Annotated in this window: 16 protein-coding genes; 1 reads left to right on the forward strand and 15 read right to left on the reverse strand. The window is 37.3% G+C overall.

Going from position 1 to position 16,922, the window contains the following annotated elements; genetic code table 11:
* Positions 1-291: 291 nt before the first annotated feature.
* From P0092_RS15575 to P0092_RS15620, 10 genes are all read right to left on the reverse strand, one after another.
* Positions 292-1,767 carry a zinc ribbon domain-containing protein gene (locus P0092_RS15575; protein WP_276186962.1) on the reverse strand — a complete coding sequence of 492 codons (1,476 nt, stop codon included), beginning with the start codon at positions 1,765-1,767 and terminating at the stop codon, positions 292-294.
* Between the two features lie 15 nt (positions 1,768-1,782).
* The gene (locus P0092_RS15580; protein ID WP_004616592.1) at positions 1,783-2,955 is read right to left on the reverse strand and encodes a SpoIIE family protein phosphatase; all 1,173 of its coding nucleotides are present in this window, start codon (positions 2,953-2,955) and stop codon (positions 1,783-1,785) included.
* Positions 2,955-4,679, reverse strand: a complete 1,725-nt coding sequence (locus P0092_RS15585) for a [Fe-Fe] hydrogenase large subunit C-terminal domain-containing protein (protein ID WP_004616591.1) — start codon at positions 4,677-4,679, stop codon at positions 2,955-2,957. Before P0092_RS15585 ends, P0092_RS15580 begins: the two co-directional genes overlap by 1 nt.
* An 85-nt stretch (positions 4,680-4,764) precedes the next feature.
* A complete protein-coding gene (locus tag P0092_RS15590) occupies positions 4,765-5,025 on the reverse strand; it encodes a (2Fe-2S) ferredoxin domain-containing protein (RefSeq protein ID WP_004616590.1) in 261 nt (86 codons plus the stop codon).
* Positions 5,026-5,155: 130 nt separating this feature from the next.
* Positions 5,156-5,344, reverse strand: coding sequence for a hypothetical protein (locus P0092_RS15595; RefSeq protein WP_004616589.1), 189 nt, complete (start codon positions 5,342-5,344; stop codon positions 5,156-5,158).
* A 134-nt stretch (positions 5,345-5,478) separates the two neighbouring features.
* Positions 5,479-7,167: a [FeFe] hydrogenase, group A gene (locus tag P0092_RS15600; protein WP_004616588.1), complete on the reverse strand. Its 1,689-nt coding sequence runs from the start codon at positions 7,165-7,167 to the stop codon at positions 5,479-5,481.
* A gap of 6 nt (positions 7,168-7,173) precedes the next feature.
* The gene (locus P0092_RS15605) at positions 7,174-9,045 is read right to left on the reverse strand and encodes an NADH-quinone oxidoreductase subunit NuoF (RefSeq protein WP_276186963.1); all 1,872 of its coding nucleotides are present in this window, start codon (positions 9,043-9,045) and stop codon (positions 7,174-7,176) included.
* A complete protein-coding gene (locus P0092_RS15610; protein WP_004616586.1) occupies positions 9,045-9,518 on the reverse strand; it encodes a complex I 24 kDa subunit family protein in 474 nt (157 codons plus the stop codon). The genes P0092_RS15605 and P0092_RS15610 overlap by 1 nt, the downstream gene beginning before the upstream one ends.
* Positions 9,519-9,809: 291 nt before the next feature.
* Positions 9,810-10,907, reverse strand: a complete 1,098-nt coding sequence (locus P0092_RS15615; protein WP_004616585.1) for an aldo/keto reductase — start codon at positions 10,905-10,907, stop codon at positions 9,810-9,812.
* 143 nt (positions 10,908-11,050) lie between these two features.
* Positions 11,051-11,839 (reverse strand): M48 family metallopeptidase, encoded by a 789-nt coding sequence (locus P0092_RS15620; protein WP_276186964.1) that lies wholly within the window; start codon positions 11,837-11,839, stop codon positions 11,051-11,053.
* A gap of 146 nt (positions 11,840-11,985) precedes the next feature.
* Here P0092_RS15620 and P0092_RS15625 point away from each other — a divergent pair, with 146 nt between their 5' ends.
* The gene (locus P0092_RS15625) at positions 11,986-12,612 is read left to right on the forward strand and encodes a putative ABC transporter permease (protein ID WP_004616583.1); all 627 of its coding nucleotides are present in this window, start codon (positions 11,986-11,988) and stop codon (positions 12,610-12,612) included.
* Between the two features lie 4 nt (positions 12,613-12,616).
* Here P0092_RS15625 and P0092_RS15630 read toward each other — a convergent pair whose 3' ends face one another.
* The 5 genes from P0092_RS15630 to P0092_RS15650 form a co-directional block, all read right to left on the reverse strand.
* Entirely contained in the window at positions 12,617-12,952 is a 336-nt protein-coding gene (locus P0092_RS15630) for an arsenate reductase family protein (protein ID WP_004616582.1), read from the reverse strand.
* A gap of 36 nt (positions 12,953-12,988) precedes the next feature.
* Positions 12,989-14,002: a protein-glutamate methylesterase/protein-glutamine glutaminase gene (locus tag P0092_RS15635; protein ID WP_004616581.1), complete on the reverse strand. Its 1,014-nt coding sequence runs from the start codon at positions 14,000-14,002 to the stop codon at positions 12,989-12,991.
* A 101-nt stretch (positions 14,003-14,103) separates the two neighbouring features.
* The gene (locus P0092_RS15640) at positions 14,104-14,277 is read right to left on the reverse strand and encodes a DUF1540 domain-containing protein (RefSeq protein ID WP_004616580.1); all 174 of its coding nucleotides are present in this window, start codon (positions 14,275-14,277) and stop codon (positions 14,104-14,106) included.
* A gap of 93 nt (positions 14,278-14,370) precedes the next feature.
* Complete coding sequence (locus P0092_RS15645; RefSeq protein ID WP_004616579.1) at positions 14,371-15,183, reverse strand: CheR family methyltransferase; 813 nt, start codon at positions 15,181-15,183, stop codon at positions 14,371-14,373.
* Between the two features lie 27 nt (positions 15,184-15,210).
* On the reverse strand, positions 15,211-16,914 hold the full coding sequence (locus P0092_RS15650; RefSeq protein ID WP_004616578.1) for a methyl-accepting chemotaxis protein: 1,704 nt from the start codon (positions 16,912-16,914) through the stop codon (positions 15,211-15,213).
* Positions 16,915-16,922: the final 8 nt, after the last annotated feature.

Consider the following 16,922-nt stretch of genomic DNA (forward strand, 5'->3'; position numbering starts at 1 on the left):
AGCATTACATTCAAGGTCTTGCTTCCCATGTGGAGAATAAAGCCAGGCTCTTTTTTAAAGCCGGTTGTTGACTTTATCGCTTACAAGCTACTCCCCTTTACTTTAAATGTAGTTTATCAAAGTATGGGTATTTAGTCAACAATTTATCCATAAAGTTACATTAAAAGAGGCCGCCTACAGAAATATATATTTCAGGGAGACAGCCTCTTAAACTAGATAGCTGCACTTTTTTATATGTTTTATCATATAAGCTTACTCTGTAAGCAATGTGCGGCAGCAAAAGCACAATATTTAAATGATTTCTATATTTACAAAATCACTTTTAACTAATTTATCAAGAATAATTTTTATATCCTTATAATTCAGCTTTGAGTTAATATAGCTATCCTCTTTTTTGTCGAGTAAACTCTTTACCTCTTCCTTCAACCTGTCATAAGGATTTTCATTCTTGTGAACAAACATATCCAAACCAATAAGTTCATTATTAAGAAACATGCCTTCTGGCGTCTTTCTGGCCTTTAACTTAAAGGTAGTCTTTTCATATTTTATAAGTTTTACGGCAAGATTTCTGCTACCAAGTTCATCCATGCTATAACTGGCTCCACAGGTGGTGCATATAAACAGTGTTTCTGAGAACCTGTTTTTTCTGGTGTTGCTTCCGCACACACAACATGTATGGAAAATATCTACAGAACTTACTTTTGCAGGAACAGGCAATCCCTTTTGCGGAAGCTTGTAATCCAGCACTCTTACAAGGTCATTGTACATTTTACAACCGTATGCAGGTTTATGCACAGTCCCTTCTTCCCTCCAGCTGAGTTTGTCGCCCTTACCCACAAGGTTCTGAAGAATTACCATCGATTTGTTTTTCAAGGCTATATCTGCTATGGTGTTTGCCATTTTACAGATAATTTGTTTTCTATCCTTTGTATTTTTGCAGTTTTCAAGGCTTCCCTTTGTAATAGAATTTCCTTTTTCATCTGCGATTGTGTAATTAATATCGTTTCTGATACCCCTGCTGACGCCCATAAACGTTGTAGTTTTTATCTCCTGCTCCTCTGGCAGGTTAATACTCATACTCAGAAAGTACTCATTATTTTTCCACAACAACCGTGCCGTCCGAAGTATTTCAGGTCTCTCAACTGCTTGACTAAGCATGTCCTCCTGCCATTTTCCGAATGAAAGGGGAACTATTATGAAGGTTTCCCTTTTTAAACTTTTGGCAGGCTCCGGGCTTTTTGATATATATATAAGTTCCCTGTTATTAGCGGCTATTTTACGTACTTTGGCATTTTTAATATTCATCAGGAACAGTTTAGCAAAGTACTTGTTGCTGTCAGGATCATAAAGTAAGCAAAAACTTCTTTTTGTGTCATACCTGCAAAAATAAATAGGTCTTAGCTTTTCATTTACCTGAACATTATCTTGTCTGAAATTCGGAAACACCATATCGGGTTTTGTTTGTTTCTGAGCAAAATAACTTGCCATCGTCATCCCAAAGTCAAGCTTCAAAGAATCCTTAAACGGCTGTACATCAAAATTGTTCAATTCGTTTGATATTCTACTGTCTATCCATTTTGAAAGAGACAGTGTACTGTAGGTCCCCTTTGGGGATTTATAATTACTCTCAATGTCATCTATATTATCAAAAGCAGTTTTTAACAAATAATTAAATGCATTATTATAATTTTCAAATGCCTTTTGAATTATTTCACGTTTAAGCTTACCGGGTTTGTGAATTTTTAAATGTATTGTCCGAAGACCCAAGAAAGCTCCCCCTCCCTAGCAATACTCTATACTGATATGTTTTCCCGTATGTGTAAGCAATGCGGCCAGTTCTTCCACCAGCTTGAATTTCATACCCATGTTAAGGGGAAATTCAGGATTCTGATGTGCCGGATTCATCGCCCTTCCAACAAAGAAATATATACTTGTACTCTCCTCAAGGAGCATTTTTGCCAGCCTTGAAGCACCATCTTTTTTATTTAGCTTCAGCATATCTCCCATACCACTCTCAGGTGAAACGCAGGCTTTCAACAAATCAAGTGTTTTCCTAAGGGTAAGTACACCTTCTGTTGTCAGGTTTATACCTTCTATCTCTGCCGTAGGAGGAACCGCAGGATTAAAGTACTCTATAGATGTCTTAATTTCCTTCCCCAAAACTCTGGCAACAATTTGAGACGTAGTACCGCCGCAAATAACTTTTTTTCCTTCGTTTCCTATAAAACGAGATACAATCTCATCATCCCGTGTAGAATCCACAGGCGGCCCTATCATCAGGTTCAGCTTAACAGGTTTTTTTGCTTTAAGGGTAACAACTGTAGTGTCGTCACCGGGTTCATGTGAATAAAGGTTATCACAGGCTGACAACAAAAGTTTTGCAAGTGTCTTCGAGGATGCATCCTTTTTATAGGTCTTTTGTATATATTCACTGACATTATCCCACTGCCACCCCAAATTTAGTGTCTGTCCTATTCCCGCATGGATAACTCCATCGCTTATCATTACAAATAAGTCGTCAGGACTGACTTTGAATCTGGCTTCCTTTATAAGCTTATCGTTAACGACCCTGCTTTCTGTCTCCAGATTCAGCATCTTACCTTTTCTAAGCCTTACTACTGAAGGATTATCAAATTCGGCCAAGTAACCTTCACCGTTATTGAATATTTGTATTATGGAGAAAGTTGAGTAAGCAACTCCTCTCTCTTTGCAGACAGGGAGAGTTTTTGCAACCGTATTAACAGCCTCTTCTATATCCAGACCATTCGACATAATTGTACCTATAATCTTAGAAGTAAGAGTTGCAAGTATGTTTGCTTTTACACCACTTCCCAGACCATCAGCCAAAACCACTACCACTGAATCAGGGCTTCTGATTATTTCTACCTTGTCTCCGCATAATTCTTCTCTATATTTATTTATACTTTCGTAACTTACATCAATATACAGGCTCACTATAATTCACCCATCTCTGACATAATGGATTTTTTAAGCTTGGTTAAAGCTACCTTGGTTTCGGCAGTAGTTTCACCAAGCAGACTTGCTATCTCCTGAGCCACTGTCATTTGTTTTTCCATAATTTTCTGAGCAATATCTATATTCTGAGAACGACTTTCCAGAATTTTCTGCCTCTGGGCCTCCTCTTTCGTAATATCATTTATTATAACTATAACAGTATTATGTTGTTTTACTTTTATAATGGACTGTTTTACTACCAGACCGTAACTTTCGTAAACATATTTTTCATCATACACACTTTCTGAACCTTCTAGCACCTGTTCAAACTCATCACAGGGAAGAATTTCTGAAATACTTTTTCCATTCATGTTTCTGGCTCCCAGATTGAACATTTGCTGCGCTGACTTGTTAAGCTCCTGTATTTTAAGGCCTTCATCAAGAGCAAAAATTGCATAAGGTGTATAATTTATAATTATGTTTGAAATAGATTCAGCCCTTTCCCTCATATAGGGAAGACACATATGAACCTGAGCTTTGCCGTGGAAAACGGCTGTAGCCTTTTCCCTGCAGGAGTGATAACCGCAGGCTCCGCAGTTGAGTTCTTTGTCCTTGCTGAATTTTCCAATGCTGTTCAATATACCTTGTATTACCGCCTCTGACGGTACATCCAGCTTCTTTGACCTGTCAACGAATTTCTTCTTTAAGTCAACCTTAGTCAAAGCCATTACAGTGTTGGTTAAACCTGAATCAGTTTGAATACCTGTTCTTTTAGCATAGTTCAAAAGCCTCTCTCTTGCAGTGAGAAATCCTCCCGGCACATGCTTCATACAAGGGCCGCCTAAACATCCTCCCTTACAACTGCTCATTTCAATCAGGTAGTTTTCAATATCCCCTTCTACTATGGATTGAAGAACATCCATGCATCGTTCAACACCGTCCACACTAATGGATCTGTAGTTCTTTTTATATTTTCTGTCAATGGTCTTCAGAATTCCGCCGGGTACGGGATATATTCTCGCTGACGTATCAAAGTTTTTTAATCCGTCAATGATTTCATTTGACTCGTACAGTCCTTCTTCTTCAAACCACTTGTCCAAATCATCAAAAGTCACTACAGCATCAATCTGATTGCCGTTTTGAAGGTCATTAAATTCTTCTTTCTTTGAAATACAAGGACCTATAAATACTACTCTGATTCTTTGTCCGTATGTTTCCCTGAGCATTTTAGCATGAGCTATCATGGGAGAAACCACAGGAGCAAGCTGATCCAACAACTGAGGATAATATTTTTCTATAAGTAATATTATTGATGAGCAGCAGCTGGTTATGATATTTTTCATTTTCTTCTGCTTCAAAAGACTCTCATACTGTCTTGATACCTGATAAGCACCGTTAGCTGTTCCTTCGATGTGTGTAAACCCAAGCTTTTTCAGAGCATAATAAACCCACTTTTCATCATGGTCAAATGCAGAAATAAATGAAGGTGCCAGACTTACATAAACTTTTTCACGCTTCTGTATAAATTTTTTGACTTTTTCAACATCGCTGTTAACGCTTTTTGCATTCTGAGGACATACCGTTAGGCAATTTCCACAGAGCATGCACTCGTCATGTATGATTTCAGCCTGATCGTTTTTAAATGCAATAGCGTTCACAGGGCAGCTTCGTATACATTTATAACAGTTTTTACAGTTCGCTTCTTTAAATTGAATTACGCTCATAAAGTCGCCTCCATAGCCATGACGGCTCTTATGCAGTTATTAGTATATTCTGCCTGTTGCCCTACGTAAATTTTAATAATTTACACTATACCAACTTGCCTTCAATTGTGTTGATTACTTTCTCTTTAAAGAAGCTTTCGGCACTTATAACGCCTACGTCTCCATAAAAAGTATCGCCTATTTTAACGCAAACACCTGTTGTGCAATGCCCCATACAAAAGGACGCCTTTAATTCAACTCTGCTTTCAAGATTATTATCCTTTATCATTCTTTGAAAACAGTTGATTATCTGATAAGACCCCTTCAAATGGCAGGAACTACCAACACAAACATATATATCAAGCATATATTCCACCGCCTATGTTTGTTAAACAAATAACAATATAATTGTAAATTATATATTTTTTTATGTCAAATCCATATAGTTACTTAAAATCTGATTATATATATGAAGGTCTTTAATTTAAGCTTATGGTCTATTTACGTCCTGAAAATGCAGGTACCAAACCTAAAAATAGCGGGCTTAATTGACAATAGGATTTATTACAGCTGTTACAGCAATACTCCATATCTGTTTTTGCTTCATCAACCATCATTAACTTCAGGCAAGTATTTATATCATTGCCTGCTACGTCACACAACATTTTATTTTCGTTATTCATCATGATGTCCTCCCTTTGCCTTATTGGCTTAAAATTTATTTTTTTATTCTTTAATATATGAATGAATATCTGAGATTTTTAAAACAGATGGGGCCAAAGACCGTTAGCCTTTGTGCCACATCTGTAAATATATTATTTTAATGTTTTCCATCTCTGTGGAGAATATGTCTGTTGCTGTTCAGAACGCCGTTATACAAAGCGTCTATAGTTGGATTGTCATCTGAACGTTTGATTGGCAAGGACTTATCTACCTTGTATATACCTTTTGCTCTTAATTTTCTTACATTTTCATTCTGAGGAATAGGCTGTCCTGCACCGCCTATACACCCTCCCGGGCAAGCCATTACTTCAATAAAGTCGAATTTTTCTTCCCCGCGCTTTATTTTTCTGATTAGCTTTTCAGCATTTTTAAGTCCGTGAACTACTCCGATTCTTACGGTTCTCCCGTCAATTTCAGCTGTGGCTTCTTTGACGCCTTCCATACCTCTGACTCCTGAATATGAGATGCCTTTCAGGGCTGAAGCGTTTCTTTCCTTGTAGTAATAACGAAGTACTGCTTCGGATACACCTCCGCTTACACCGAATATTACACCTGCTCCGCTGGTAAATCCAAAAGGCATATCAATAGCTTCGTCTTCGAGCTCATTAAACACGATACCGTTTTCCTGTATCATAATAGCCAGTTCCTGTGTGGTTATAACCATATCTACCTGTCTTTCACCGTTTATAGCGTTTTCAGGTCTTGCTGCTTCATATTTCTTTGCTGTACACGGCATTATGGCAATAACTATGTTTTCTTTTTCTTCGGAAAACTTTTCTTTTTTAAACTGTTCTTTTATAACTGCTCCGAACATCTGCATTGGAGACAGACAGGAGGACACATTTTCCATAAGTTCAGGATGCTTTTGCTCTGCATATTTGAACCACGAAGGGCAGCAGGAGCTGAACAAAGGCAGTTTTTCCTTTCTCTGAATTCTGTCCATGAGCTCTTCCGCTTCTTCTATAACAGTCAAATCGGCACCAACCGCTGTGTCAAATACCTGATCAAAACCAAGCTTTCTGAGTGCTGCAACAATCTTACCCATTGATATCTGTCCGGGTTGAAGTCCGAAATCTTCTCCGATTGCAACACGTACTGCAGGCGCTATCTGAGCTATTACGCGCTTGTTTTTGTTCTGAAGTGCCTCATATGCTCTGTCAATATCTTTCTTTATCATCAATGCTCCGGTAGGACAAACTACCCTGCACTGACCGCAGTTAACGCAATCCACTTCCTGCAATGATTTATTGAAGGCAGTTGTTACCTGAAGATTTGATCCTCTGTAAGCAAAATCCAGTACCCCAACGCCTTGAATTTCCTGACACGCTCTTACACAGTCTCCGCAAAGTATACACTTGTTTGGATTTCTGATTATAGATGGCCCAAGGTCATCTATAGGCATCTCTTTCTTTTCCTGCCCGAACCTTACTTTCTTTACTCCAACCTTTAAAGCTATTTCCTGCAGCTTGCATCTTCCGCTCTTTTCACAGGTTGTACAATCTCTGTCATGATTGGCAAGGAGAAGCTCTAATATCATTTTTCTGTGCTTCTTGAGCTTATCTGTATTTGTCCATACCTCCATACCATCCTTAGGAGGCGTTGAACATGAGGTTATGGTGCTGCCCCATTTATCCTCAACCATACACATTCTGCATGCACCGTAAACACTGAGCTCTGAGTGGTAGCAGAAGGTAGGAAGCTCAATGCCTGCTCTCCTGATTACTGCCAGTATATTTTTTTCATCTGTATATTCAACCAGTTGACCGTCAATTATCATAGTTCCCATTGTTATTTACGCCTCCTTTATTGCTGCAAATGGACATGCTTCCAGACAGGCACCGCACTTGATACATTTTGACTGATTAATTGTGTACGGCTCCTTAATCTTTCCTTCAATTGCCTGAACTGGACATATTCTGGCACATTTGCTGCAGCCCTTGCATTTTTCCTTTTCTATTACTATATAAGCCAGAGCTTTACAGGTATGTGTTTTGCACTTCTTATCTATAACATGTTCCAGATATTCATCTCTGAAATATTTCAAAGTACTTACAACAGGGCTTGCAGCTGACTTACCCAGTCCGCATAATGCCGTGCTGCTTATGGTATCTGCCAACTCCTCAAGTAAATCAAGGTCTTCTTTAGTACCTTTGCCGTTTACTATCTTTTCAAGGATTTCAAGCATTCTCTTGGTTCCTTCACGGCATGGCACACATTTTCCGCAGGATTCGTTCTGTGTAAAGTTCATGAAGAACCTTGCTACTTCAACCATACAGGTGTCTTCATCCATTACAACCAGTCCGCCTGAACCTATCATTGCTCCTACTTTTTTAAGTGAATCAAAGTCCAAAGGTAATTCCAGATGTTCCTCTGTGAGACATCCTCCTGAAGGACCTCCTATCTGAACTGCCTTAAATTTCTTGTTGTCCTTGATACCTCCACCGATATCAAATATTACTTCCCTCAAGGTTGTTCCCATTGGAACTTCTATCAACCCTGTGTTGTTAACGTTTCCGGTTATGGCAAATGCTTTTGTTCCGGGACTGTTTTCAGGCCCAATACCTTTATACCATTCACTTCCATTTATTATAATTGAAGGAACATTGGCATATGTTTCTACATTGTTAAGTACTGTCGGCTTTTCCCAAAGTCCTTTTTCAACCGTTCTTGGAGGTTTTACCCTTGGCATTCCTCTTTCGCCTTCTATTGACGCGGTTAATGCACTTCCCTCACCACATACAAAAGCTCCTGCACCTTTGTTTATATTTATATCAAATGAAAATCCGGAATTTAGTATGTTCTCACCCAACATTCCGTGCTTTCTAGCATCTTCAATAGCTATTCTTAATCTTTCAACTGCCAGAGGATATTCTGCTCTGACATATATATATCCTGAAGTACTTTTGGTTGCATACCCGGCTATAGTCATACCTTCGATTACACCGTGAGGATCACCCTCCATAATACTTCTGTCCATGAAAGCTCCGGGGTCGCCTTCGTCTCCATTACAGACAACGTATTTAATTTTGCTGTCCTGCTTTAACACTTGCTGCCACTTTCTACCTGCCGGATAACCTCCGCCCCCTCTTCCTCTGAGGTTGGAATCCAGTATTGACTGACATACTTCCTGAGGCTCCATATCAAACAGTACTTTGCCAAGAGCCTGATAACCGCCCTTTGCTACATATTCGGCAAAGGATTCTGCATTGATGCTTCCGCAGTTTTTAAGTACCATTCTTGTCTGCTTTTTATAGAAAGGGATGTCTTCATGTGCCTTATATACCTTATTGTCTGCTGAATACATTAGTCTTTCAACAGCTTCGTCGTTTATAAGGGTTTTAGCTACTATTTCTTCACAATCTTCTATCTGAACTCTCAAGTACAAGTAATTTTCAGGTTCTATTCTTACCAAAGGTCCCATTTCACAAAAACCGTGGCAACCGCTCTTTTTAACTCCTATGCCTTCTTTTTCATAATCCAGTTCAAGGTCCACTAAAAGCCCTTTTTCATTTATAAGCTCTTTGATTCTGTTGTATATCTCTAAAGCTCCTCCGGCTACACAACCTGTTCCCGCACACACCAGAACCTTCTTTTTTTGCTTTTCCAGTGCTTGTATTGACCTGTCAGAAAAGGCTTTAAATTCTTGCAAATCATTAATTTTCATTATCCTTCACTCCTCAAAGTCTTTATTATTTCAATTGTTGAATCAGGCGTCATTTTAGCGTATACCTTATCATTTATTGTAATAACCGGTGCAAGTCCGCAGGCTCCCAAACAGGAAACTGTTTCAACTGTAAACAGCTTGTCATCTGTAGTGTGTTTGCTTTCAGACAGGCCCAGTTCTTTTCTCATTGCATTTAATATAGGAATTGATTTTCTTACGTGACAAGCTGTACCGTCACATACTTTAATAATGTATTTTCCCTTAGGCACCAAAGAAAAGTTTTCATAAAACGTAGCTACACTGAATATCTTTGAGAGATTAATCTCCAGCTTTTCAGCTACATAATTCAAAACATCCTCGGGCAAATATTTGTATTCGTTCTGGATTTCCTGTAAAACTGCTATCAGGTGCGATTTATTGTTGTCGTGCTTATTTAAAATCCCGTTAACCAGACTGCATTTGCAATCATCCATCTTGTTTTCCCTCCTCAAGTACTTATAAAGTGCATTCACTTATCAGATATCTTTGTTATTTTTTTGACAATATAATTCTAGCCAGAGGAATACCTTCTGCCAATGTTTATATAGAAATACAATGTCTGAAATTCAGTTATAGATAAGGTTTTTGGAATTTATTTCAAAAAATGATAAGGATAATTCGTTAAAAGAATACAAAAAATCAGCAAATTGCAATGTTTAATTATTGCAATTTGCTGATTTTATATGCGTTAATTCAAAAATGCCAAGTTTAACGGTAATATTAGCTTATTTACGGGTGTCCTCAAATGTACTGATTTCTTTCAATCTGCCTATTATCGGCAGGTGCTGTGTACATTTTCTTTCGCACAAACCGCATTCTATGCACTCGTTAACATCCTCTTGCTTTATGCCCCAATGCCATTTGATATTGTCTAAAACATCCTGAGTATTGCCAAGAATATGGTTGTTGTATGACAGCATGTATTTTGACACAGGTATCATCTTTGGGCAGTATTCGCAATAACGACAGCCTGTACAAAGCTTGTCCATGGAATTAAACAGCTTTCCTTCTATTTCCTTTAACTTTGATTGCTCAAGTTTAACAAGGTTATCACCAACTCTACAGTTTTGAACTACCTCATCAATACTTCCCATTCCGGCTAATACAGTGGTTATTTCATCATGGGAAGCATTAAATCTCAATGCAGCATCAACTACGTTTTTGTCATCTTCACTTCTGATAAAATCAAAATAATCAGCCTTTTGTGGAATCAGACCGCCTCCCAAGGGATTCATGGTAGCAATACCCAGACCCTTTTTATAGGCAGTTTCCAACCCTTTTTGTCTGAAGGGAAAGTTAAGTATATTGTAACCCACGGTCATTCCCTCAAAGCAGTCTTCATTTACTATTGTTTCAATCTCGTCTCCCGTACAATGGGTTGAAAAGACAATATGCTCTATAAGTCCTTCTTCTTTTGCCTTTAAAGCAGCTTCATAAGCACCATCTTTTACCATCCTGCTTCTGTAGTCATCCAAACTGAGAATACACCATATGTGGAAAAAATTAACTTTTTCAAGATTCATTCTCTTTAGAGATGTCTCCAACTGTTCACGTAGTTTTGAGCCATCCTTCTGACTGCTTTTTGTTGAAACATAAAAAGGCTTCTTCATATTCTTAAAAGCATGGGACATAATGAATTCGCTATGGTCATCGTTATATCCCGGGGCAGTATCAAAATAATTTACACCAAGTTCATTTGCACGTACTACTATTTCTGCACATTCATCATAGTCATAGCTATCTCCGTTTTTTGGAAACCTCATTCCTCCAAATCCAATTGCGGATATATCCTTGCCTGTGTTGCCGTATTTTTTGTAAATCATTTAAAAATACCTCCGGGTCTCGATTAGTTTATATTATTTTTAGTAATTATATCATAAGTAGTATTACGTTAAAATTATACTTTTATAAAACTAAATTTCAATGTATAATCTTATCTTTTTTACATGTAATTTTATAACTATTTTTATTCAAAGGATAAAGTACAGCCATTTTCCTTTAGCCATTTTCTGTAAACTTTATAATCCGGCATAACAGCTTCAACAAGTCCCCAAAATCTCCCTGAATGATTCATTTCTTTCATGTGACACAGTTCATGTATTACTACATAATCAACTACCGGCAAAGGTGACATAACAAGTTTCCAATTAAGATTAATGTTACCTTTTGAACTACAGCTTCCCCATCTGGTTTTCTGCTCTTTGACAGTCACTTTTTTGGGTGATACACCAACCACAGATGAGTATATTCTGATTCTTTCAACAAGAAGTTCTGCTGCCTTTGATAAATACCAGCTTTTTAGTGAAGATTTAATTTTTTCCTTATCATCGGCTCTGGATATTTCTAAAACTATTAGTTCATCTTCAAAGTGTAAATCTGCTTTTTTGGTAATACTTTTTTCAACAATTTTAAGCCTGTATGATTTTCCCAGATAATAAAATAAATCACCGCTCTCAAAGGATTTATCTATAACAGCAGGAGATTTTTCACGGATTTCTTCCAGTTTTTGTACTATCCACCTCTCTTTTTCAGACAGAAGCTTCTCAATGTATGTAAAAGGAGTTTTTAACGGACATCCTACAATAATCTGTCCGGTATTTTTTATCCTAATAGTAATTGTTCTTCTGCTGCTTCTTTTAAGTGTATACTCCAGTTCTTTTCCGTTAAGGTTAATACGAGACAAGGTTTCTACACTTCTTTGAGATTTATTCAATTTAACAATTCCTCCGCAAGCACTAAATAACTGTATCCCCATATTAGCAAAGCAATTTGTGCAATGTCAATCGGAAAATTTTATATTGAAATATTATTTAAAGACTTTGAATACACATATAAAAGTAACGCTATTTGTTTAAATTTCATAGCATGATATTAAACAAAGCCAATAAGAGAGTTGCATTTATGAACTATAATGTATCGAAACATTTGGTAAGGGTCTATGATGTTTTTCTGTGCTTTATTATATATTCTTTCTGTGGGTGGTTAATGGAAACAGTTTATATGTCTGTTTATCACTGGCATTTTATAAAAAGAGGTTTTCTCATAAGCCCTTTATGCGGGATTTATGGCGTAGGTACAATTTTGGTTGTATTTCTTCTGGACAAATTAAAATCCCGCCCCGTTCTTGTATTTTTGGGTGCAATTGTTATTACTACTGTTCTGGAGCTAATTACAGGACTTCTCTTTCACTATGTACTAAAACATGAACTATGGGATTACAGTGGAGATTCTTTAAATTTTCTTGGAATAATATGTTTGAGGAATACCCTTATTTGGGGAATAATGTCCCTTATAGCAGTTTATGGCATCCATCCCATAGTAATGAAGAAAATAAAAGTGCTTTCACTTCGTAACAAGACTTTAATCAGCAATATATGCTTTGTATGGATTTCGGCAGACTTAAGCATTTCCGTCTTTACAAGCTTCAACGGCATAAATAATATTACCTGGGTATCCGGCTTGGTGTTGCACAGGCTCAAATACATTGAAAGTATGACTGTTAAGGTAGTTTATTACATAAGGCATTAATACTCTATTCCCATTGATTCCATATATCAGGCTGAAAACCCACTGTTGCCTGTTTTCCATTTCTTACTATGGGACTGTTAAAGAGCTTGGGATTTTTTAAAAGAACCTCTTGTGCAACTTTCCCCACTCCCAGATTTCTCATATTGAGTTTATCATATTCCTTTGATTGTGTATTTATCAAATTACTTATACCAACGGCTCCTTTTACACTTTCGAATTCGCCCTTGCTCATTCCGTATTTAAAGAGGTCTATATACTGATAGCTGATTTTTCGTTCTTTAAAATATCGCTCTGCTTTTTGTGTATCAAATCCTTTTGCCCCATAAATCTGTATATTCATAAAACTCCTTTGCATCTTATTATTTATAATGATTATTTATTTTAACATTGAAACCAGTAGCTTGGGAATATTCTCAAGGGAGGTCTGCTTTTCCACTGCTCCGATATCATATGCAACTCTTGGCATACCGTAAACAACACAGGACTTTTCATCCTGTCCGATGGTCCTGGCGCCTTTTCCTCTCATAGTAAGCAATCCTTTTGCTCCGTCAGAACCCATTCCTGTTAGTATGACCCCAACTGCCTTGTTTCCGGCTTCCCTTGCCACTGATTCAAATAGAATATCCACAGAAGGACAATGTCCGTTAACCTTTTCGCTCTGAAATACTTCTGCTCTGTAACGTTCTCCTGTTTTTTTGATTCTCATATGGTAATCCCCCGGTGCAACAAGTACTTTTCCTTCTTCAATATAGTCACCGTTATTAGCCTCTTTAACTTTTAAGCCTGTTTGATTATTGAGTCTTTCGGCGAACATACGAGAAAACATTGGAGGTATATGCTGAACTATAACTATACCCGGAATGTTTGGAGGCAACTGTTTAAGAATGTTGAAAACAGCTTCAGTTCCCCCTGTTGAAGCACCAATTGCTATAATTTTACTGCTGTCAAATTTCATATCAGAGGAAACTGTTTCACCTATAATTCTGACTCTCTCCGGCAGTTTGGATTTTTTCGCAACCTTTACTTTAGTTATCAGTTCTTTTATAAATTCTTCTACGTTTTTGGATATTTGCATATCAGGTTTCAGAATAAAATCCACTGCTCCGGCTTTTATTGCATCGAAAACAGCTTCACTAATAGAGCTTACCACAATAATCGGAATCATGTGCTGAGGCAAAAGCCTGCTTATAAATTCAATGCCATTCATTTTTGGCATTTCAATGTCGCAAATCATAACATCAGGGTCATATTCTTCTATTTTATCTCTGGCATCAAAGGGATCCACCGCCTTAGCAACCACTTCTATTTCCGGGTCCAGAGTTATTCCTCTTGAAATTACTTCACGAAACAGTAAACTGTCGTCAACCACCAGCACTTTGATTTTTTTCATACCATATAACCCTTCCTGTATATTCATATGTTTAGTATGTTCTACATTAAAACGCCATACCCCTTTTTTTTAGAGGTATGGCGTTATTTAAAACTATTAGCTTACTGGTTTTCAGGTAAAAATGTAGCACAATCTGTTTCCTGGGTATCTCTTGCATTTCTAGGCTGAACTTCTATCTGTTCAGCGGTACAGTGATCACCATTCATATAATAGTGACATGTATTAACAATGCATTTTATACCAGTATTGGGCTGACTCATTTTTTTAACAGACATTGTGTATTCCTCCTTTGAAATTGACTTTCCTAAAGTATTATTTGCACAAATTTCGTTTTAATTCATTCAAGATTTAAGCAAAATTTGCATCATCTACCCTTTTATATACAAAGAAGGCATAATGTATCTGAAACCTGTTTTTTCTCGGCTAATTGACTCAGAATGACCTATAAATAAATATCCGCCATACTCCAATATATCATAAAACTTTTTAATAAGTGTATTTTTTGTGATATTATCAAAATAAATCATGACATTTCTACAAAAAATCACATGTAACTTTTTTCTAAAAGGAAAATTATCCATCAGATTAAACTTTCGAAATATGATATCCTCCTTTATTAAATCTTTTACAATTGAACACCGGCTGTTATACTTTTTCAAATAATTTGTTTTCCAGTACATCGGAAGAGAAAGAAGTTCCTCATTATTATATATGCCCTTTACTGCAGTTTCCAGTACTTTTTGTGATATATCTGTAGCTAGGATTTGGGTATCCCAATTTACTTTTTCATTTCCAAAACAGTCACGATTTATCATTGCCAAAGTGTAGGGCTCCTCACCCGTAGAGCATCCTGCACTCCATATTCTTAAATCTCTGCTTTTTACATTCCTCACCAAATATGGCAGTATCTTGTTTTTGTAATATTCAAAGTGTTCAGCTTCTCTCATAAAAAATGTATGATTTGTTGTAATCCTGTCAATTAATACTTGTTCTGAATTCTCTGTTCTGTCACTGATAACATGGGTGAAATAATCAGTGAAGTTGTCAATATCAAGGGAATTTAAGACATTTTGGAGTCTTCCCATTACAAGAACCTGTTTCTCCGGCCTCAGATTGATGCCATATTTATATTCAATATACTCCGATAACTGTTTAAATTCCTTTTCTGTAATAGAAATCATTAAAACTTTCCCACCAGACCATAATTTTTAATATTTGCCAAAATCTTTGTCGTTTAAGTCGATTGTTTTAGTTCTTACATTCCGTGTGGTATTTTTGCTTTTGTCACTCATTTTATTAAGAATTTTTAAAATGTCAGGGTTAATTTCCCCATCTCCTTTATAGTTATCTGTTGAACGTACAGCCTTCTTCAATGTAAATCTTTCCACCTGTTCGCTCAAAACCTCTGCCTGACTGGAAAGCTCCTCACTTGCAGCAGCGCTTTCCTCAGAGGTTGCCGAGTTAGCCTGAATTACCTGAGACACCTGCATAATACCCTGATTTATTTGTTCAATTCCGGCTGCCTGCTCATTTGATGCTTCAGCAATATTACCTACAAGATCCGCAGCCTTTGCAACACCATCCACAATCAGCCCCAATGCTTCTGCCGTCTCATTTGCTATTTTTGTTCCCCCTTCTACCTTACGTATTGAACCCTCAATCATATCGGTAGTTTCCTTTGCGGCATTTGCTGAACGAGCAGCCAGATTTCTGACCTCCTCTGCAACTACAGCAAAACCTTTTCCGTGCTGTCCTGCTCTAGCTGCTTCTACTGCCGCATTAAGGGCAAGTATATTTGTCTGAAATGCAATCTCATCTATTACCTTGATTATCTTTGAAATATTACTTGATGAATCATTAATGTCATCCATTGCATTTAGCATTTCCTTCATATGCTTATTGCCATTTAAGGCAATTGTTTTTACATTTTCCGCAAGACTGCTGGCTTGTGCTGCATTTTCAGCATTTAATCTTGTTTGTGTTGATATTTCTTCAAGGGAGGCAGTTAACTCTTCTATGGAGCTGGCCTGTTCAGTTGCACCCTGAGAAAGTTCCACACTTGAATCAGATACCTGTCTGGAGCCTGCGGATACCTGTTCGGCAGCTGAACTGATGCTTGATATTACATCATTCAAATTATCCGACATCCTTTTAAAAGCTGATGCAAGCATTCCTATCTCATCTCTGGAATTTTGCTTAACATCCACATTCAAATCACCATCTGCAATTTTTTCAGCAGCAATAACAAGCCTGTTTACCGGTACACTAATTATTCTGGAAATAAAGATTCCCAGAATTACTGCTGCAATCACGGCTATCACCACAACAGCAAGCATCATGTAAACTGTATTGTTAGTATCTCCGGCATATTCATCTGCTCTCTGCACTCCACCGGTTTGCTTTAGGTCAAATAATTCATCTATGTACTGTTTTGCTAATTTTGCAGGTTCTGCTCCTTCTTTATAGAATAGAGCCCGAGCTTCATCATTCTGTCCTGCAATTGACATATTAATTACTCTGTCTCTGATTTCATTGTACTTGTTCAGATTCTCATTAAGTGCTGTATATACTTTTTGTCCGTCCTCAGTCTTCAATGAATTGTACAGGGCTTTAAGGTTTTTTTGAATATCTGTGTCCAAATCCTTAATCAGATTGTTATAGTTTTTCCTGTCTTCTGCACTATCACTAAGCAATATATCTCTGGTTGCTGCCCGTATACTGTTAAAGTCTGTACTTGCCTTTCCTATATTGGCGGTTGCTATACCGAAGTTTTCATAAAGCTCTGTATAGTTTTTATTTACCTGTTTGATATTGAATATACCTACTATTCCAACTACTCCCGCTAACAGTGCCACAATTACAAATGTTGATACAAGCTTTGCTCCTATTTTTAAGTTGTTAAACCATTTCATAGTGAAAG

Origin of the sequence: Ruminiclostridium papyrosolvens DSM 2782 (assembly GCF_029318685.1) — a bacterium.
In the GTDB taxonomy this organism is placed as follows: Bacteria; Bacillota; Clostridia; order Acetivibrionales; family DSM-1351; genus Ruminiclostridium; species Ruminiclostridium papyrosolvens.